This window comes from Streptomyces sp. NPDC007872 (assembly GCF_042868165.1).
Classification (GTDB): domain Bacteria; phylum Actinomycetota; class Actinomycetes; order Streptomycetales; family Streptomycetaceae; genus Streptomyces.
In genome coordinates, this window is record NZ_JBIAEA010000004.1 from 268,993 (window position 1) to 287,815 (window position 18,823).

At 74.5% G+C, this 18,823-nt stretch carries 13 protein-coding genes; 4 read left to right on the plus strand and 9 right to left on the minus strand.

The genetic code is table 11. From position 1 onward, the window contains the following. Positions 1-23: 23 nt before the first annotated feature. Positions 24-392: an STAS domain-containing protein gene (locus tag ACFYNX_RS15775; protein ID WP_388661899.1), complete on the plus strand. Its 369-nt coding sequence runs from the start codon at positions 24-26 to the stop codon at positions 390-392. Positions 393-811: 419 nt separating this feature from the next. After that, positions 812-1,264 (plus strand): ATP-binding protein, encoded by a 453-nt coding sequence (locus tag ACFYNX_RS15780; protein WP_125666812.1) that lies wholly within the window; start codon positions 812-814, stop codon positions 1,262-1,264. Positions 1,265-1,470: 206 nt separating this feature from the next. On the opposite strand, the gene ACFYNX_RS15785 is transcribed toward ACFYNX_RS15780, so the two are convergent. Continuing rightward, complete coding sequence (locus ACFYNX_RS15785) at positions 1,471-2,475, minus strand: GlxA family transcriptional regulator (RefSeq protein WP_388661901.1); 1,005 nt, start codon at positions 2,473-2,475, stop codon at positions 1,471-1,473. Positions 2,476-2,804: 329 nt separating this feature from the next. Between ACFYNX_RS15785 and ACFYNX_RS15790 the strand changes: the two genes are divergently transcribed. Continuing rightward, a complete protein-coding gene (locus ACFYNX_RS15790; protein WP_388661903.1) occupies positions 2,805-4,112 on the plus strand; it encodes an MFS transporter in 1,308 nt (435 codons plus the stop codon). Between the two features lie 60 nt (positions 4,113-4,172). Here the strand turns inward: ACFYNX_RS15790 and ACFYNX_RS15795 are convergent, their stop codons facing one another. The 5 genes from ACFYNX_RS15795 to ACFYNX_RS15815 form a co-directional block, all read right to left on the minus strand. Next, positions 4,173-4,319, minus strand: a complete 147-nt coding sequence (locus ACFYNX_RS15795; protein ID WP_388661905.1) for a hypothetical protein — start codon at positions 4,317-4,319, stop codon at positions 4,173-4,175. A 44-nt stretch (positions 4,320-4,363) separates the two neighbouring features. Further along, positions 4,364-5,038, minus strand: coding sequence for a type A chloramphenicol O-acetyltransferase (gene catA, locus ACFYNX_RS15800; RefSeq protein WP_388661907.1), 675 nt, complete (start codon positions 5,036-5,038; stop codon positions 4,364-4,366). A gap of 99 nt (positions 5,039-5,137) precedes the next feature. Next, entirely contained in the window at positions 5,138-6,325 is a 1,188-nt protein-coding gene (locus ACFYNX_RS15805; protein ID WP_388661909.1) for a flavin-containing monooxygenase, read from the minus strand. Between the two features lie 90 nt (positions 6,326-6,415). Beyond that, positions 6,416-8,419 carry a protein kinase gene (locus tag ACFYNX_RS15810; RefSeq protein WP_388661911.1) on the minus strand — a complete coding sequence of 668 codons (2,004 nt, stop codon included), beginning with the start codon at positions 8,417-8,419 and terminating at the stop codon, positions 6,416-6,418. A 328-nt stretch (positions 8,420-8,747) separates the two neighbouring features. Then, positions 8,748-9,374 (minus strand): HAD family hydrolase, encoded by a 627-nt coding sequence (locus tag ACFYNX_RS15815; RefSeq protein ID WP_388661913.1) that lies wholly within the window; start codon positions 9,372-9,374, stop codon positions 8,748-8,750. A 297-nt stretch (positions 9,375-9,671) separates the two neighbouring features. Here ACFYNX_RS15815 and ACFYNX_RS15820 point away from each other — a divergent pair, with 297 nt between their 5' ends. After that, on the plus strand, positions 9,672-11,900 hold the full coding sequence (locus tag ACFYNX_RS15820; protein WP_388661915.1) for an FG-GAP repeat domain-containing protein: 2,229 nt from the start codon (positions 9,672-9,674) through the stop codon (positions 11,898-11,900). Positions 11,901-11,992: 92 nt separating this feature from the next. Here the strand turns inward: ACFYNX_RS15820 and ACFYNX_RS15825 are convergent, their stop codons facing one another. The 3 genes from ACFYNX_RS15825 to ACFYNX_RS15835 all read right to left on the minus strand — a co-directional run bounded on the left by ACFYNX_RS15825 (position 11,993) and on the right by ACFYNX_RS15835 (position 18,820). Next, the gene (locus ACFYNX_RS15825) at positions 11,993-14,206 is read right to left on the minus strand and encodes an FG-GAP repeat domain-containing protein (RefSeq protein ID WP_388661917.1); all 2,214 of its coding nucleotides are present in this window, start codon (positions 14,204-14,206) and stop codon (positions 11,993-11,995) included. An 85-nt stretch (positions 14,207-14,291) separates the two neighbouring features. Beyond that, complete coding sequence (locus ACFYNX_RS15830; RefSeq protein WP_388661919.1) at positions 14,292-16,535, minus strand: FG-GAP repeat domain-containing protein; 2,244 nt, start codon at positions 16,533-16,535, stop codon at positions 14,292-14,294. A gap of 41 nt (positions 16,536-16,576) precedes the next feature. Beyond that, on the minus strand, positions 16,577-18,820 hold the full coding sequence (locus ACFYNX_RS15835) for an FG-GAP repeat domain-containing protein (protein ID WP_388661921.1): 2,244 nt from the start codon (positions 18,818-18,820) through the stop codon (positions 16,577-16,579). Positions 18,821-18,823 lie beyond the last annotated feature (3 nt).

An 18,823-nucleotide genomic window follows, 5' to 3' on the forward strand; every position in this document is an offset into this window, starting at 1 on the left:
GTTTCGCGGGACGGCGGTGGGGAATGGGGCGTTCCGTGGCGACGATCGAGGTCGACGAGGACGAGCACGGCTCCTGGACGGTGTTCCGCGTCCAGGGGGAACTGGACCTGGTCACCTCCCCCGGGATGCGCCGCCGCGTCCACGCGGCGGTCGCGGGCGGGCGCCACGACCTGGTGATGGACCTGTCCGGCGTGCGGTTCTGCGACTCCAGCGGCGTCGGCGTCCTGGTCGCCTCCCGCCGGCTGCTCCGCTCCTGCGGCGGCCGGCTCCGCCTGATCCTCCCGGAGTCCGGGGACGGCCACGTGGCCAAGGTGCTCGCCGCGCTCGGCGTCCGGCGCCTCTTCGAGGTGTACGAGGACGTGGACGGCGCGCTCGGCGGCGGCGCGCGCTGAGGCTTCCCGCGCCGCCCGTGTCGTCGGGCCGCCCGCGTCACGGAACGTCGATACCGGGTCGTGTCCTCCGGCTGGGCCGTCACGGCCCGGAGTCGGCCTCCGGCTCCGGTACTCTCCGTGGGATGCGAGTGCACGTTGACCCGGATCGTCCCGGTGTCGCCCCTGCGGTGACTCCGCGCCCCGGAATGCGCCCCGCTCGCGCCCCCAGGAGGCGTTCCGCGCGCTCCTGTTCGACTCCCCGCAGCGTGCGTCGCACAGTATGGACCATGCGTACTCCTTCGCGCTGGAATATGCCCGAAGCGCTTGTTGCGGTGACTGTACGTCAACCATGCTGTCTCGCAAGGGAATCACGTTCCGTGAGGGCGTCGATGGCTGTGAGGCGCGAGGCGATGTGTCCGCCGGTTCGGGTGGTGTGAACGGTGCAGGTGCTTCAGGTTCAGTTGGAGGTCGGGCCGGACCCGGCGGAGGTGGGGCGAGCCCGGAGGTGGGCCCGGTCGCGGCTCGCCGGTTCGGGCATAGGGGAGGACGAGCCGCTGGCCGAGGCGCTGGTGCTGATCATTTCCGAGCTCGTGACCAACGCCGTGGTGCACACGGGCTGCCCGGCCGTGCTGCGGATGCTGTTCGCGGCGGAGGGCGGGGTGCGGGTCGAGGTGGCCGACGCGAGCGACCGCCCGCCGAAGCCCCGGCACGCGCACGGCGACGACACCAACGGGCGCGGCCTGGAGCTGGTGGACGGCCTCGCGGACCGGTGGGGCTGGCAGCCCGAGGGCCGCGGCAAGAGCATCTGGTGCGAGGTGGACCGGGCTCCGGTCGTGCCCGCGCCGGTGGGGCCGCCGGGGGTCGCGGTGTCGCCCGGACGGGTGCCCTGTTGACGGTTCGTTCCGTTTTGCCCACCCTGGGGTGAGCGATTCGTGGCGAGGGGAGCCGAGGGCCGTGTGCCCCGGGCCTGTCCGGCCCGGGGACCGGCGGGCCCTCGGCGAGTGCGGGTCGCGGCCGGGTGGCGGCGTGACCGTGCCGTGCTCGGGGCGCGCGCGAGCGCGCCGCCGCCCGGACGTCAGCCCTTCGCGGGCAAGGGCGTTCAGCTCGCGGCCACGGCCTCCGCGCCCGTCACGCGGAACGTGCGCCGGTACGAGGTGGGGGTCACCCCGATCGCGGTCATCAGGTGCGTCCGCAGCGACTGGGCCGTGCCGAAGCCGGCGTCCCGGGCGACCCGGTCGACGGGCAGGTCGGTGGACTCCAGGAGGTACCGGGCGCGTTCGACCCGCTGCCGGACGAGCCACTGGCCGGGGCTGACGCCGACCTCGTCGCGGAACCGCCGGGTGAACGTCCGCACGCTCATCGCCTCCTTCTCCGCCAGGTCCCGCAGTTGGATCGGCTCGTGGAGGTGGGCGAGCGCCCAGGCGCGGGCCGCGGTCGTGGTGTGCGTCCCGTCCTGCGGCAGGGGCCGCGCGACGTACTGGGCCTGGCCGCCGTCCCGGTGCGGCGGCACGACCGTCCTGCGGGCCACCTCGTTGGCGACGCCCGTCCCGTGGTCGCGGCGCACCAGGTGCAGGCACAGATCGATCCCGGCGGCCACGCCCGCCGAGGTCAGGACGTCGCCGTCGTCGACGAAGAGGACGTCCGCGTCGACCCGCACCTTCGGGAAGAGGCGCTGGAAGTGCTCGGCCGAGGACCAGTGGGTGGTGGCCGGGCGCCCGTCGAGGAAGCCCGCGGCGGCGAGCACGTACCCGCCGGTGCAGATGGCGACCAGCCGGGTGCCGGGCCGGATGCGCGCGAGGGCGGCGGCCAGGTCGTCGGGCAGCCTGCCCTCCTCGTAGACCGGTCCGAGCTCGTACGAGGCGGGCACCACGACCGTGTCGGCGGTGGCGAGGGCCTCCGGTCCGTGCTCCACCTGCACGGCGAAGTCGGCGTCGGTGCGGACCGGGCCCGCGGCCGTCGCGCAGGTGACGATCTCGTACAGGCGCCGCCCCGCGGAGTCCCGGGCGCCGCCGAAGATGCGGTGCGGGATGCCCAGTTCGAAGGGGAGGAGACCGGGCAGGGCGAGGACGGCGACGCGGTGCGGGGACGGGGACGGTGACGGCACGGGTGGTACTCCCTCCGGAGGGCGGCGGCCCGGGACGGCCACGGGCGGCCGCTCCGGAACCGTAACCCCCGGCGCTCCTCCGGCGCCCGGGGGCCGTCCCTCCCGCCGTGCGCCCGAACCGGCTCCGCCCGAACGGGCTCCGGCCGAACGGGCTCCGGCCGAACGGGCTCCGGCCGAACCGGCTCCGGCCGAACCGGCCCCGCCCGAACCGGCCCCGCCCGAACCGGCCCCGCCCGAACCGGCCCCGTTCGGCGTGGTGGCCCGATCCTTTGGAAAGCTGTCATCCGGGCCAATGGCCGGGGGCGGGAGCGGGCCGGGATGCTCGTGGCATGGCTCAGACAACCGAGACCCCCGCCCGTACGCCCGGGGGCGGGCCGGTCCGCACGCCCCGCGTCCACCGCGCCTGGTCCGTCGCGGCGGTCACCTTCGTCACGATCATCGGGGCCGCGGCCTTCGCCTCCCTGCCGGGCCTGCTCATCGAGCCGCTGCACGCCGAACTCCACTGGTCGCGCGGCACGATCGGGTTCGCGATCTCGGTGAACCTCGCCCTCTACGGCCTGACCGCCCCCTTCGCCGCCGCGCTCATGGACCGCTTCGGCATCCGCCGGGTCGTCGCCGCCGCCCTCGCCGTCATCGCGCTCGGCTCGCTCCTCACCGTGGGGATGACCGCCGCCTGGCAGCTCGTCCTCTACTGGGGGGTCCTCGTCGGCCTCGGCAGCGGCTCCATGGCCCTCGCCTTCGCCGCGACCGTCACCAACCGCTGGTTCGTCGCCCGCCGCGGCCTGGTGACCGGCCTCCTCACCGCCGCCGGGGCCTCGGGCCAGCTCGTCTTCCTGCCGCTGCTCTCCTGGCTGGTCGAGCGCCACGGCTGGCGGCCCGCCGCCGTGACCGTGGCCCTCGCCGCGCTCGCCGTCGTCCCGTTCGTCTGGCTGCTGCTCCGCGACCACCCGGCGGACGTCCGGCTCGCCCCGTACGGCGGGGAGTACGCCGAGAAGCCCGCGCCCGTCCCGGGCGCCGCCCGCCGGGCCGTCACCGTCCTGTCCAAGGCGGCCCGCACCGGTCCCTTCTGGCTCCTCGCCGGGTCCTTCGCGATCTGCGGCGCCTCCACCAACGGCCTGGTCCGCACCCATTTCGTGCCCGCCGCCCACGACCACGGCATGCCGATCACGGCGGCGGCCGGACTGCTCGCCGTCATCGGCGTCTTCGACGTCGTCGGCACGGTCGCCTCCGGCTGGTTCACCGACCGCTTCTCCGCCCGCCGCCTCCTCGCGGTCTACTACGCCCTGCGCGGGATCTCGCTCTGCTTCCTGCCGATCCTGCTCGCGCCGTCCGTGCACCCGCCGATGCTGTTCTTCATCGTCTTCTACGGCCTGGACTGGGTGGCCACCGTCCCGCCCACGATGGCCCTGTGCCGCGAGCACTTCGGCGCCGACTCCGCGATCGTCTTCGGCTGGGTCCTCGCCTCCCACCAGGTCGGCGCGGCCGCCGTCGCCTTCGCGGGCGGCCTGGCCCGCGACGTCTTCGGCACCTACGACGTCGTCTGGTACGCCTCGGGCGCGCTGTGCGCGGCGGCGGCCCTGATGGCCCTGGTCATCAGCCGCCCCCGGCCGGAGACGGTGCTCCCGGCGGGAGCGTGACGTCCCCCGGGGCGGCGGTCCGTCCGCCGCCCCGGGGGCTTCTCGTCGTGCCGGGCGGGTTCAGCCCGCGACCGCCCCCGTGGCCGGGGTCCACGCGGTGCCCGAGGCGTGCCCGGTCCGGTGGGCCGTCACCCGGACGGTGATCCGCAGCCCGCGCCGGGCCCGGGCCGCCGTCGGAGCGGGGCCCGCGGCGACGGCGTCTGGCATGCGCGCCCCCACCCCACGGGCAGTTTCGGCCGACCCTCGCGCGCCTACTCCGCCGCCGGGCCCTCCTCCAGCCAGGCCGGGTCCGCGACGAGGGTCTGCAACTCGTTGACGAGCCGCGCCGTGTGGAACCCGTCCGCGGCGGCGTGGTGCACCTGTACGGCCAGGGGGAGCAGGGTCCGGCCGTCGCGCTCGGTGTAGCGGCCGAGGGTGAAGATCGGCGCGAGGTGGTCCCAGCCGTTGCCGCCGATATTGAGGTTGAAACCGGTGAAGGGTGCCCAGGGCAGGCTCGACACGTCGAACGCGTTGGCCGGGGGCGCTCCCTGCGGGAAGAGGTCGGTGGCGCGGCCGTGCTCCGCGAGCAGCGGGGCCGCCACGTCGTGGAACGCGCCGAAGTCCGGGTCGTGGGGCGCCCACACGCACGCGAACGTCTCGCGTTCCGGATGGAACACGGTGAAGGCGGGGTGCACGACGGGCCAGACGGCCGGCTCGCCCGACGCGGTGAGGCACATCCTGAACTCGTCGTGACGGTTGACGACCGTGGAGAGCGCCCAGACCTGCGCGACGTAGGACTTGCGCGGCGACCGTCGCAGGGCCGCGGCGAACGCGGTCACGTCCAGTTCCACCGTCATCGAGTACGTGCACGGAACGAGCCGCCGGTAGTGCTCGAAGTGCTGCCGGCGCGGCCACGTGGCGAGGTCGATCGGGGTGGGGGCGTCCATCCGCCCATCGTGTCAGCGGCCGGGACGCGGCCCAACCGAATTGCCGGGCCCGGCCCTTCGCCCGGCGGCCACGGCGCCCGGGGGCCGGGCCGGACGCCGTCACACGGGGGTGCGGGCGCGCCCGGCCTTCGCGCTCCGGCGCGCGATCGCCCGCGCGATCTTCTCCGCGTCGATCGCCAGCTCCCGGAACATGCCGCTGATCGGGTTCGTGAAGCCCGTGAAGTACAGGCCGGGGGCCTCGCGGGGGCAGCGGGCGCCGTGGACGACCGGGCGGCCCCGGTCGTCGAGGACGCCCAGGTCGCCCACGAGGGGCTCCAGGGCGCGGCGGTAGCCGGTCGCGGCGATGACGGCGTCCGGGGTGATCCGGGTGCCGTCCGCGAGGAGCACCTCGCCGCCCTCGAAGCCCTCGACGGCGGCGACGACCTCGACCTTCCCGGACCGCACGGCGTCGACCAGGCCCACGTCCTGCACCGGGATCGCCCCCTGCCGCTGGCGGGTGGCGAGGCCGGTGTCCGGCCGGGGCAGCCCGTGGGCCGTGAGGTCGGGCGCGGCGAAGCGGGCCAGCACGGCCCCCAGCCTGTCGACCACCGGCACCGGCAGCCGCCGCACCAGGATCCCGGTGCGCTGCGCCGGCCACCCGCACGTCGTGCGCCGCACGATGTGCGGGACCGTCCGCACCGCGAGCCGCACCCGCTTCGCGCCGCCCCCGGCGAGGTCGGCCGCGATCTCGGCGCCGGTGTTCCCGGCGCCCACGACCAGGACGTCCTTCCCGGCGTACGGCTCCGGATCGCGGTACGCGCGCGCGTGGCTCACCTCCCCCTCGTACGCGTCCAGGCCGGGCCACTCGGGCAGGCTCGGGGTGTGGTTGAAGCCGGTGGCCACGACCACCGCGCCGCCGACGAGCCGGCGCCCGCCGGTCGCGTGCAGGACCCACTCCGCGCCGGAGCGCTCGACGCCGAAGACCTCGACGCCCGTCACGACCTCCAGCTCGTGCTTCTCCGCGTACTTCTCCAGGTAGCGGACCACGTCGGCGCGGGCGACCCAGCGGCCGAACGAGCGGGGGATCTTCAGACCCGGGAGGCCGGAGAGCCGCCGGGTGGTGTGCAGCCGCAGCCGGTCGTAGTGGGTGCGCCAGGAGGCGCCGACGGCGTCGGACTTCTCCAGGACGACCGCCCGGACGCCCCGTCCGCGCAGGGCGGCGGCGACCGCGAGTCCGCCGGGGCCGCCGCCGATGACGTACACCGGAGGGGCGGGGTGGGCGGGGGGCTCATGCGGGGTGGTGACCATGAGAACCGAGCGTAATGACGTGTACACGTAGTGGGTCTCGGCCGGGCGGGGTTTCGGTTGCGAATCGGTATACACGCGCCCGCGTGCCGGTCACAGGGCCCCGATGTTCCGCCAGACCTGGCCGCCCTGGTTCGCCCCGCACGTGTAGGTCGACGCGAACGCCCCCGCCGTCAGGCACTTTCCGTCACTCGTGTTCCTGAGGAGGCGCCCGGCGGACGACGAGGAGAAGACCTTCCAGGACTGGGGGGAGGAGCCGTTGCAGGCGGCGGTGGTGACGCTGGTGTTGCCCGCGGGCTGGAGGCAGCGGCCGCTGTACGTGTTGACCAGCCGGAACGTGCCGTCCGCGCCGGACGCGTACCGCCAGGCGAAGCGATAGGGAGTGCCGTTGCTGCTCTTGGAGCCGCACGCGACGGACGTGACGAGGACGCCGAAGCCCGGGTCGTACTCCGCCAGGCAGTCGCCGCTCGTCCCGTTCTCCAGGGAGTACGCCCCCGAGGGCGGCGGGGGAGGGGCGGGCTTCCGCGTCGTCGGCCGCGGGGCGGGGGTGGGGGCCGGGGGCCGGGTCGTCCGCGTACCGCCGGCGGGGACGGCGGCTCCGCCCCCGGAGGCGGATCCGGAGCCGGAGGCGGAGCCGGATCCGGAGCCGGAGGCGGACCCGGAGCCACCCGGCGGGGCACCGCCCACACCACCCGCACCGCCGCCACCGTCAGGCGATGGCGGAACCACACCCGACGGCGACGGCTGCTGCTGCCGCGCGGACGGCGCTCCGGGCGGAGGCGTCGCCCCCGGTTTCGACGCAGGGGAAGAAGGAACCGGGGACTTGCCCGAAGGCCCGCCCGACGAAGGCACGGCCGCCGGCTGCGAGGCCACGGCGGACGGCGAGGCGGAGTCCTGCGGGGCCGCGCCGAGGCGCCCGACCTCGTACGGCCCGAGGGCGACGGTCAGGGTGGTGCCGGTGGCCACGACGACGGGCACGGCGAGCATGACGAACCGGTTCCGCCGCCGCTCCGGCTTCCCGGGACCACCGGCGGCGGTCACGGCGAGCACGTCCGGCGAGGCCGTGGCGGGCTCCTTCCCGGCCTGGGGGGTGAGCGAGGCGGTCGGCACGTCCGCGGCGGGCTCGGCCGCCTCCGGCTCCGCGAGCTGTTCGGCCGTGGGCGCTCCGGCCGCGAAGGCCGCCCGTTCCCCGATCCGCGCGGCGACGGCGTCCGGCCAGGCGGCCCCCGCGGCCCCTTCCTCCGTCAGATCCACCAGCTCGGCGGCGGTGGGCCGGTCCGCCGGATCCTTCGAGAGACACTTCTGTACGAGCTCCGCGAGCGCGGGGTCGGCCTCGGCCAGGCCCCCGAAGTCGGGTGCGGCGTGGACCACCCGGTAGAGCAGGTCGGGGCCGGAACCGTCGCCGAACGGGGGCCGTCCGTTCGCCGCGTACAGCAGGAGGCCGCCGAGGGCGAAGACGTCGGCGGCACCGGTCAGGACCGGGTCCGCGACGGCCTGTTCGGGGGCCATGTAGGCGGGGGTGCCGATGACCATGCCGGTCCTGGTCAGCCGGCTCTGGTCGGCGGCGCGGGCGACGCCGAAGTCGATGAGGGAGAGCCCGTCGCCGGTCAGCATCACGTTGGACGGCTTGAGGTCCCGGTGCACCATGTCGGCGCCGTGCACGACCCGGAGCCCCGCCGCCGCGTCCCGCAGGAGCCGCCACAGGACGCCGCCCGAGAGGGGGCCGCCGTTGAGCCGGACGGCCTCGTCGAGGGTGACGCCGGGGATGAACTCGGTCGCGAACCACGGGGGCTTCGACGTGCGGTCGCTCGCGAGCAGCCTGGTGCTGGCCCCGGCGGGCAGCCGGGCCAGGTTGTCCAGCTCGTGCCCGAAGTGGCTCAGGAAGTCCGCGTCCTCCGCGAGGACCGGCAGCACCCGCTTCACGGCGGCGAACTTCCCGGGCACGGCGCCGAGATAGACCCGCCCCATGCCCCCGGACCCGAGCACCCCGAGCAGCCTGAACGCCCCGATCCTCCGGGGATCCTCCGCGTCCAGCGGCACGGCTCCGCTGCCACTCAGACGGTCCGGGCTGGAATTGTTGTTCGACTCCCCCTGCATGCGCGCCACGATAACCGAGCGACCCGCCGACCGGACGCCCTTCAACTGCTCATCACCGCAAAGCAGTTGAAGGAACAATGAAAAGCGGATGAAGAGCCTGGTGGAGGCCGCGTCAGACCGGCGCGGGGGGACGCGGGCGGTGATCAGGAAGGCGGCGGCCCGGGGAAAGGGGAAGGGTGCCGGCGACCGCCCGTCATGAGACGGACCCCGCTCCGTGCAGGAGCTAGGCGGACGCGGTCGCCGGCCGGTTCCCCGAGCTTGTCAGCACCCGGGGACGGCAGGAGCGTAGCCGAGCCGCGGTGCCCGGGGCGGGTGAATTACGGCCGGGTCAGACGCCGAGCGCCGCCAGGACGTGCGGTGCCGCCCCCGTCAGGGTCGGGAAGTGGCGGTGGGCCTCCGGGTGCGGGGTCGGGGTGTTGACCGTCCAGACCGTCATCCCGGCGTCGAGGCCCGCCCGTACGCCCGAGGGCGCGTCCTCGATCACCAGGCAGTCCGCCGGGTCCGCGCCCAGCTTCCCGGCGGCGGTGAGGTACGGGACGGGCGACGGCTTTCCCTCCGCCACCGAGGCCGCGTCGACGACCAGCCCCGGCAGGGGGAGTCCGGTCCGCTCGAACCGGCCCCGCACCCGGTGTGCGTAGTTCGACGTCACCAGCGCCCACCGGTCCGCCGGGAGCGCGGTCAGCAGCCCGGCGGCGCCGTCGAAGGCCGTGTACGTCCCCGTGCGCACGTCCTCGTCCTCCAGGGCGTGCAGGAGGGCGAGGCACCCGGCCGGGTCCTCGGCCGGTACGACCGCCGCGAACGTCTCGACGGGGCGGGTGCGCAGCGCCACGGCGTACACCGCGTCCCCGTCGAGCCCGTACCGCCCGGCCCACGCGTGCCAGACGCGGCGCTGGTTGGCGACGGCGTCCACGAGGGTGCCGTCGACGTCGAAGAGGACGAACTTCTTCCTGGTCACACGGTGGAGGGTACGCCCGAAAGAAGGTGCGCTTTCCGTACAACCGTTCCCGTGTTCGGGAGGTCGTATTCGTCGGTGCGTACGGGCAGGCGTGCCGCTCCCGCCTCCTCCGGAGGGCTCGCGTGGTCGTCCCACGTGAGACCCGCCGCGTCCTCGAAGGCGCGCGCTCCGGGGCGTGCGGCAGGGAGGGGAACGCCGCCCGGCGCGAGGGGACCGGGGGACGGCCGCACGCCGTGCGCCCGGGCGCCTCGCGCGTCCGCTCCCCCAAGACGCAACCTCCGGAAGGTCGTTCCACACGTGAAGCACCGCATCTCCGGCCGCCGGCTCGCCGCCGCGGTTCTCACCCTGTCCACGGTCACGGCCGTGACGGGGACCCTCGTCACCGCCCCGGCCGTCGCCGCCGTGCCCGCGGCCCGTACCGCGCCGGCGACCGGTGCCGAGGCCGCCGACGCGGCGACGCTGCCGGTCGACGCCGACGTCGTCAGCGTCGGCGACACCGGGTACCTCACGTCCCGCAAGGACTCCGACGGCAAGACCGTCCTGGAGTGGCGGAAGGCGGACGGCTCGGTGGAGCCGGTCGGCGCCGCCGCCGTCGCCCACGACAGCGCGTCCGACTTCGTCGTCACGAGCGACGGCGGCACGGCGACCGTCCGGGACATGAGGACCCCCGCCGCCGCGCCCGTCACGGTGGACCTCGTCACCGAGTTCGCCGCCGGAGCCAAGCTGGTCGGCGTGATCGGCAAGGACCTGTTCGTCCAGGTGCCGAGGGAGGGGAACTACCAGGACCTGTGGCTGTACACCCCGGACGGCGAGCGGACCAGGAAGGTCAAGCTCTCCGGACAGGGCAGCCAGGTGAGCTTCAAGGTCGTCGCGTCCGCCGGCAACGAGGCGCTCGTCCTGGTCACCACCCGGTACGAGTCCGGAGTGACGTTCCGCACCCAGGACTCGCTGGCGCGGGTCGACTTCGTCCACGGCGGCTCCCTGCGGCACGAGAGGGACACCGGCAAGCTGGTGAAGGACGCCTCGGGCGCCATCACCCACGACTACACCGCCCGGGTCGAGTCCCGCACCGAGGGCAACAGGATCATCGTCGACCGGGCCGGCAAGCTGCCCAAGGAGATCCTGCTCGACAGCTTCAGCCAGAAGGCCGTCATCGTCGGCATCGTCGGTGACGTGCTGCTGTACGGCGTCCCGGGCGAGACGGCCGGCGCCTCGGTCAGCCCGCTGTACGCCGTGGACCTCTTCAAGGCCGACGCCCAGCCGTACGAACTCCTGGAGCGTTTCTCCGGCTTCGCCCACGCGCCGGACGGCGCGGTGCACGTGCGGGGCGTCAAGGACGACGCCGACGGCCTGTACCGGCTGTTCGACGGCGTCCAGGGCAGCGTCCCCGTGGTGACCGAGGTCGCGAGCACGGGCCGGAACTTCGCCGTCACCGTCCTCGGCTCGAAGGTTCCCACGACCGTGGACCTCCAGCAGCCGGGCACCCGGACGCGGTGGGAGTGGACGATCTCGCGCCCGGCCTTCGCGATGGTGACGCTGACGCACGTGGCCACCGGCAAGAAGGTCACCCTGCCCGGTCCGGACGACCGCTCGGTGAACCCGGTCATGGAGTGGGACGGCCTCATCGAGGGCGCCAGTGCCCCGAACGGCGCCTACACCTGGAACTTCGTCGCCGTCCCGGGCGGCATCGGCAGCGCCGCGCGCGCTTCCGGCACGTTCCGGGTCACCCGCCAGGCCAACCCGCACGACTTCACCGACAACGGATCGACCGACCTGCTCGCGCGGGACTCCGCGGGCACGCTGTGGCGGGACGACCTCTTCGACGGGCCGGTGGACGGGCGGTACGAGTCGGCAGGCCGTACGGCCGTCGGCACCGGCTGGAACGTCTACGAGCACATCGAGGCGGTCGGGAACATCGGCGGCGCCGCCCACGGCGACGTCGTCGCGCTCGACGCCGACGGCGACCTGTGGAGCCACCTCGCCAAGGGCGACGGCACCTTCGCGCCCCGGACGAAGATCGGCTACGGCTGGGGCGTCTACGACAAGATCACCGGCGGCTCCGACCTGACCGGCGACGGCAGGCCCGACCTCGTCGCCACCGACACCACGGGCACCGCCTGGCTCTACAAGGGCACCGGCGACTGGGCCAAGCCCTACACCGCCCGCACCAGCCTCGGCGGCGGCTGGGGCGTCTACAACCAGATCACCGCCGTGGGCAACATCGCCGGAGCCACCGCCGGCGACCTCGTCGCCCGCGACACCAACGGCGTCCTGTGGCTGCACCTGGGCAAGGGCGACGGCACCTTCGCCCCCCGCACCCGCATCGGCGGCGGCTGGAACATGTTCACCCAGCTCGTCGGCGCCGGCGACGTCGACAACGACGGCCGCCCCGACCTGATCGGCTACGGCCCCCAGGGCACCTACCTCTACCGCGCCACCGGCAGTTGGGAGACGCCCTTCACCCGGGCGGACACGCAGCTCTACGACGGCCCCGGCGAAGGCAGCGCCTACTCCCACCTCGCCTGACCGGACCGCCCCGGCGCCGGGCCGTCCCGCGAACCCGCTCGGGACGGCCCGGCACCACCCCCGGCCGCGGTCGCGCGCCCGGGGGCCCGGAGTCAGGACACCGAGTCGAACTTCGTGCCCTCGCCCCGGTACAGGCTGGTGGAGATCCGGGTGAAGGGCGCCGACTCCGTGCCCGTGCCCAGGTAGACGTACGTCCCGCCGGAGCCGTACGCGAGGAGGTCGGCGCGGCCGTCGTTGTCGGCGTCGCCCATCCCGACGAGCTGCGAGAAGGCGTTCCAGCCGCCCCCGATCCGGACGCGCGGGAGGAAGGTGCCGTCGCCCTTGCCGGGGAACAGCCACAGCACGCCCGTGGTGTCCCGTGCGACGACGTCGCCCGCGGCGCCCCCGGCGACGTCGCCGACGGCCGTGAGCCGGTCGTAGGTGTTGAAGCCGCCGGCGGCGAGCTTGACGCGGGGGGCGTAGGGCGTCTTCCAGTCGCCGGTGGCCTTGTGGAGCCAGAGGGCTCCGGCGGCGTCGACCGCGACGAGGTCCGGGCGGCCGTCGCCGGTCAGGTCCGAGCCCGCGGCGATCTTGTTGTACGCGTTCCAGCCGCCCCCGGCGCCGGTGCGGTTGGCGAAGGTGCCGTCGCCCTTGCCGAGGAAGCTCCACAGGACGCCCGAGGAGTCCCGGGCGACGAAGTCCGCCGCCGGGCCGCCCGCCAGGTCACCGGCGCCCTCGATCACGCCGTACGCCTGGAAGCCCGCGCCGACCTTCACGCGGTTCACGGCGAACAGCTCGCCGGCGGCGAGGTGGTCGTAGGTGTCGTCCCGCCACAGGGTGCCGGAGGCGTCCCGGGCGAGGAGGTCGGCGGAGCCGTTGTCGGTGAAGTCGTGCGCGTTCGCCCTGCGGACCAGCCTGCTGCTCCCGGAGACGGCGACCGGGCCGCCGATGCCGTTCCCGGGCGTGGCCACGGCCTCCCAGGTGTAGTCGCCGTTGGGGGCGGGGGCGTCGTCGTCCATCACCCCGTTCCAGGGGATCCGCTCGCCGGTCAGCGGCAGGAACGCCCGCTGCGTGGACGTCCTGCCGGTCGGGACGTGCCGGAGCGTGAGGGTCAGGGAGACGTTGGGGCGGGAGAACGCCCACGTGGTCCAGATCGCGTTCTGATCGCCGTCCATGACCCCGGGGACCTCGTGCGTGACGAACTGGAGCGCGGTCGGCGCGCCCGTGCTCGCGATCATGGTCGCGGTCGGGGTGCCGCCCGTGTCGGAGATCCGGTACAGGCCCTCGCCCTCGGCGAGGGTCCCGCCGCGCACCAGCACGCTGCCGTCCGGCGCGACGGCGGAGGAGGTGACGTGGTCGAGCAGCTTCACCTGGGAGGCGTCCGTGAGGGAGCGGGCGGTCAGGGAGTACAGCGGGTTCGTCGTGGACTCCCGGATGCCGCCGGGAAGTCCGTAGAGGAACCAGTGGCCGACGACCCCGGCGACGGCCAGGTCCTCGTGGGAACCCAGGGGGAAACGGTTCGTCGTGTAGTCGGCGCGGTCGTACACGACGGCCTCGGTCGTCGTGCTCGCGCGCTCGGTCCACACCTGGTACGCCGACGAGATCCCGCCCGTCGCGTTCGCCGGCCACTTGCCCACGGGCCTCGTGTAGTCGTAGAGGCCGCCCAGGGCGCCGCCCGACAGCTTGTACGTGGTGGAGAAGTAGGACGTCCCGCCGTTCTCGGCGGTGCCGAGGACGAACGCGTCGGCGGCGCTCGACGCCACGATCCGGTAGCCGGTGTTCCGGGTGCCGTACGAGATCTTCTGTTTGTGGACGGTCCCGCCCGACGGGAAGAGCCGGTACAGGTCCAGCTTGCCGTAGGAGTCCGGCTTGGTCGCGAACAGCAGGTTGCCGACGGCGCCGACGAAGGCGGCGTCCGGGCCGAGTTCCTTCGTCAGGTCGACGCCGGGGGTGGGGGTGCCGGGGGTCGTCATGTCCTGCGTGTAGTACGTGGCCCCGTCGCTGGTGACGGCGACGTCCGAGTGGGAGTCGTGGCCGACCGAGCCCGGGAGGGGCGTCGTGGTCTCGGTCGCGAGGTCCGTCCACGCGAGGCTCTCGCCGCCCGCCCCGTCGGGCCGGGAGGTCATGAAGCCGGTGGCGCCCGCGCTGACGATCTCGGCGTCGGCGGGCAGCGCGACGGTGGCGCCCCGGGGCTGTGCCGGGGCGGTGGTGACGGGCGCCGCGACCGCCGGGGCGGCGGGCAGCGCCCCTCCGACGGCGGTGGCGGCGAGGGCGGCGGTGACGGCCGCGGCGAGCCGCCGGCCGGAGGTGCGACGTGCGGAGGTCATGGCGAACCGCTCCTTGGGAGGAGGGGCGCGGCGGGAGTGCCGCCGCGCCCCGGGTGTCACGGCACGGACCGGGGTCCGGCCGGGGTCAGGTGACGTTCCGGAACTTGGCGCCCTCGCCGTAGTACAACTGGCCGTACAGCTTCGGACCGAACGGCGCCGACCACACGCCCGTGCCCAGGTACGGGTGCGTCTCGGGGCCGTAGCCGACGAGGTCGGAGCGGCCGTCCCTGTCGATGTCGCCGGTGCCGACGATCTGGGAGAAGGCGTTCCAGCCGCCGCCGATGCGGGTGCGCGGCGCGAAGGTGCCGTCGCCCTTGCCGAGGAAGCTCCACAGGACGCCGTCGGTGTCCCGGGCGACGACGTCCCCGGCGGTGGCTCCGGCGATGTCGCCGACGGCCGTGATCTGGTCATAGGTGTTGAAGCCGCCGGCGGCGAGCTTGACGCGGGCGGTGGCGTAGGGCGCGTCCCACTTGCCGGTCGCCTTGTGGAGCCAGAGGGCTCCGGCGGCGTCGACCGCGACGAGGTCCGGGCGGCCGTCGCCGGTCAGGTCCGAGCCGGCCGCGATCTTGTTGTAGACGCCCCAGCCGGTGCCGAGGCCGGTGCGGGGCGCGAAGGTGCCGTCGCCCTTGCCGAGGAAGCTCCACAGCACGCCGGACCTGTCGCGGGCGACGAAGTCGCCGGCCGTGCCGCCCGCGAGGTCGCCCGCGGCCTCGATCAGGTCGTACGCCTGGAAGCCCGCGCCGACCTTCGTGCGGTAGCCGTTGATGCCGTCGGACCAGCGGGAGTGGAAGACGTCGTCGCGCCACAGGACGCCGTCCGCGTCGAGCGCGAGCAGGTCGGGGGAGCCGTTGTCGTTGAAGTCGTGCGCGTTGGGCTCGCGGACGACCGTGAGCGTGCCGGTCTCCTTGAGGGCCGGGCCGATGCCGTTCTTCGGGGTGGCGTTCAGCTCCCAGACGTACTCCCCGTTGGGCGCGTGCGCGCTGCCCGTGCGGTCGTCCCACTCCACCTCCAGGAACCCCGAGCCGCCGGGCCAGTTCAGGGAGGAGTCGAAGGGCCGGTCGACCACCGTCGTGCCCGTGCGGACGTGCCGCACCGTCAGGGAGCCGGAGGCCAGGCCCCGGGACAACTGCCACTCCATGCTCGCCCTGCCGTCGGTCAGGTCGAACTCGACCGTGTCGGGCACGGTCTTCGCCAGCAGCTTCAGCGCGGTCGGCCGGCCGGTGCTCGCGACCAGGGTCACGCTCGGGGCGCCGCCGGTGTCGGAGATCCGGTAGACGCCCTCGCCCTGCGCGACGGTGCCGCCGCGCACGAGGACGCTGCCGTCGGGCGCGGCGACGGAGGACAGGGCGGTGTCGAGGAGCTTGACCGTGGCGCCGGTCGTGGGGTCGAGCGCGGTCAGCGCGTGCAGGGCGTTCGGCTCGGTGGCCATGTCGGCGCCGGGCGACGCGTACGTCAGCCAGCGGCCGACGAAGGCGAGGCGGGTGCCCGTGCGGTTCTCCAGCGGGATCGACCCCGTGGTGGTGCCCGCGCCGCGCTCGGCGTACCGCAGCGTGGCGGTCGTGCCCGCCGTCTCCACCCAGGCCAGGTGGGAGGCGGAGAGCGCCGTGTCCCCCGAGTAGATCGCGTTGCCGATCTCGCGGTCCTCGGCGACCGAGGCGGTGGGGACGTCGACGACCGCCAGGTGGTGGTGGACGGCGGACTCCGCGTCGCGCGTCGAGTAGCGGACGAGCACGGTGGAGGCCGAGGCAGCCTTGGACGAGAGGACCCGGGCGTTGGCGGGCAGGCCGGTCACCGGACGGTCGCTGACGTCGTGGGCGTTCCGCGTCACCAGCCGGAGTTCGCCGGCGCTGCTCGTCTCGTCCCAGGTCGAGACGACGAGCGTCGAGCCCACGACCGCGCGCAGGGTGGGGGAGCCGCTGACGCTGAGCGACAGGTAGGCGCTGCCCGGCTGCGACATGTCGTACACCCGGTAGGTGGCCCGCGTCGGCTCCTTGGTGACGACGACGTCGGAGAAGCCGCCGTAGTAGGCGCTCTGGGCGGGCAGCGTCGTGGTGGTGCCGTCGACGGTGCTGGTCCAGCGGTAGATCGGCTCGCTGAACGAGCCGTTGGCGCCGGGCCCGTAGGACAGGAACCCGGACGGGCCCGCGCCCACCACGTGCGTGAGGCCGGGAATGGAGATCGCGTTGGTCGTGGTCGTGGTCGTGGTCGCCGTCGCGGCGGGGCCCGCCGGGGCGGCGACGGCGGGCACGGCGAGGGCACCCGTGCCGAGGGTGACGGCGAGCACGGCGGCGATCGCCGCGGCCGACCGGCGGGAGGAGGAGAGTCGCACGATGGGTCCTTCGTGGGAAAGGTGGGAAGGCCGGCTCGGGGTCAGGTGACGTCGATGAACGAACCGGTCTCGTTCACGAGGAGCCCGGTGGGCGTCGGCTTGCCGAACGGGACCTGCCAGGAGCCCGTGCCCGGGTAGAGGTACGTGCCGCCGGAGCCGTACGCGACGAGGTCGGCGCGTCCGTCGTCGTTGACGTCCCCGGCGCCGGCGAGCTGCGTGTACACGTTCCAGCCGCCGCCGATCCGGGTGCGCGGCGCGAAGGTGCCGTCGCCCTTGCCGAGGAAGCTCCACAGCACGCCGGACTTGTCACGGGCGATCAGGTCGCCCGTGGGGTTCCCGGCCAGGTCGCCGACGGCGGTGATCTGGTTGTAGGTGTCGAAGCCGCCGGCGGCGAGCTTGACGCGGGGGGCGTAGGGCGTCTTCCAGTCGCCGGTGGCCTTGTGGAGCCAGAGGGCTCCGGCGGTGTCGACGGCGACGAGGTCGGGGCGGCCGTCGCCGGTCAGGTCGGAGCCCGCGGCGATCTTGTCGTACGTGTTCCAGCCGCCGCCGATCCGGGTGCGCGGGACGAAGGTGCCGTCGCCCCTGCCGAGGAAGCTCCACAGCACGCCGGTCTTGTCGCGGGCGACGAAGTCGCCGGCCGTGCCGCCCGCCAGGTTGCCCGCGGACTCGATCCGGTCGTAGATCCGGAAGCCCTCCCCGATCTTCTCGCGCGGATCGCGCGAGGAGGTCGTCTCCGTGTACAGGAAACCGGAGTAGTCCATGGCGAGCAGATCGGGGGTCGCGTCGTCGTCGTAGTCGTGCGGGTACGCCCACCGGGACAGCGCGAAGGAGCCGGACGCCTTCAGGGCCGGGCCGATGCCGTTGAGCGGTTCGGCGTCGAGCTGCCAGGTGTAGTCGCCCTCGGGGGCGACCTCGCGGGCGTTCGTGAGGCCGTCCCACCAGAGCTGGACGTACCTGGTGCCGTCCTCCCCGTGCGTGGCGTAGGGGGAGGTGGAGGTGTACGACTTCCCGGTACGCGTGTGACGGAGCGTCACGGTGACGTCGGCGTGGTACCGGGAGAGCGACCAGCTCAGCTTGATCTGGTCGTGGTTCCCCTTGAGCACCTGACGGGCGGGCGCGTCGGCACCCACCAGGGTGAGGGCGGTCGACCCGGCGGTGCGCGCGACGAGCGTGGCGGCGGGCCTGCCGTCCTCGCCGAGCGCGATCCGGTAGATCCCCTCGCCCCGCTCCAGGCTGCCGCCGCGCACGAGCAGGGTGCCGTCGGGGGCGGGCTGGACGTCGAAGACGTGGTCGAGCAGGGTGATCCGGGCGCCGTCGACGGTGTGGAAGGCGGTCAGCGCGTGCCCCGGCGACGGCACCGTCGCGTCGTAGCCGCGGCCGGAGGCGTAGGCGATCCAGTCGCCCACGGCGCCCACGACGTTGTCGTTGCCGACGAGACCGGCGTCCTCGACCACCGAGGCCGGGCCCTCGCCGCCGCGCTCGGCGTACATCAGCCTGGCCGTGGGGCGGCTGGACCCCTCGGGGTGCTCGACCCAGGCCAGTCGGGAGCCGGAGAGGGCGACGGGCGCGAAGTACTCGGTGCCGTCGCCCACCTGGCGCCGCTCGACGACCGCGGCGGTGGCGGTGTCGACGACGGCGATGTGGTGGCGGACGACGGAGTCCGTGCCGGGCGCCGTGTAGTGGACGAGCACCGTGGAGGCCGAGGCGGGCGCGATCAGCAGGACCTTCAGGTCCGCGGGCAGACCGGTCACCGGACGGTCCGACCCGGCGCCGCCGTCGGGCGTGACGAGGTGGGGCGTGCGGCGGACGCGGGCGGCGGCGTCCCACTCCGTCGTGATCAGCATCTGGCCGACCGTTCCCCACAGGGTGCGGTCGGTCCTCCTGGGGACGGTCCGGTAGGCGCCGTCCGGCGACGACATGTCGTACACGCGGTAGGGGGCCGTCGCCGTGTCGCCCGAGGTCACGAGCAGGTCGGAGGAGCCGCCGCCGTACCAGGCCGGCCACGGCAGCACCCTGCTGGTGCCGTCCACGGTGCTCGTCCAGCGGTGGACGTCGCCCCTCTCGCCCGGCTCCAGGGTGAGGAAGCCGGAGGGCCCGACGGAGACGAGCCCGATGGTGCGGGGCAGGGTGATCACCCCGCCCGGGGCCGGGGCGACGGCCCCGGGCCCGGGCCCGGTCGCCGGAGCGGCGGCCGCGGGCATCGCCGGGGCGGTGCCGCCGAGGGCGACGGAGAGCACGACGGCGATCGCCGCGGCCGTCCTGCGGGACGGAGAGGACTGCTTCACTGG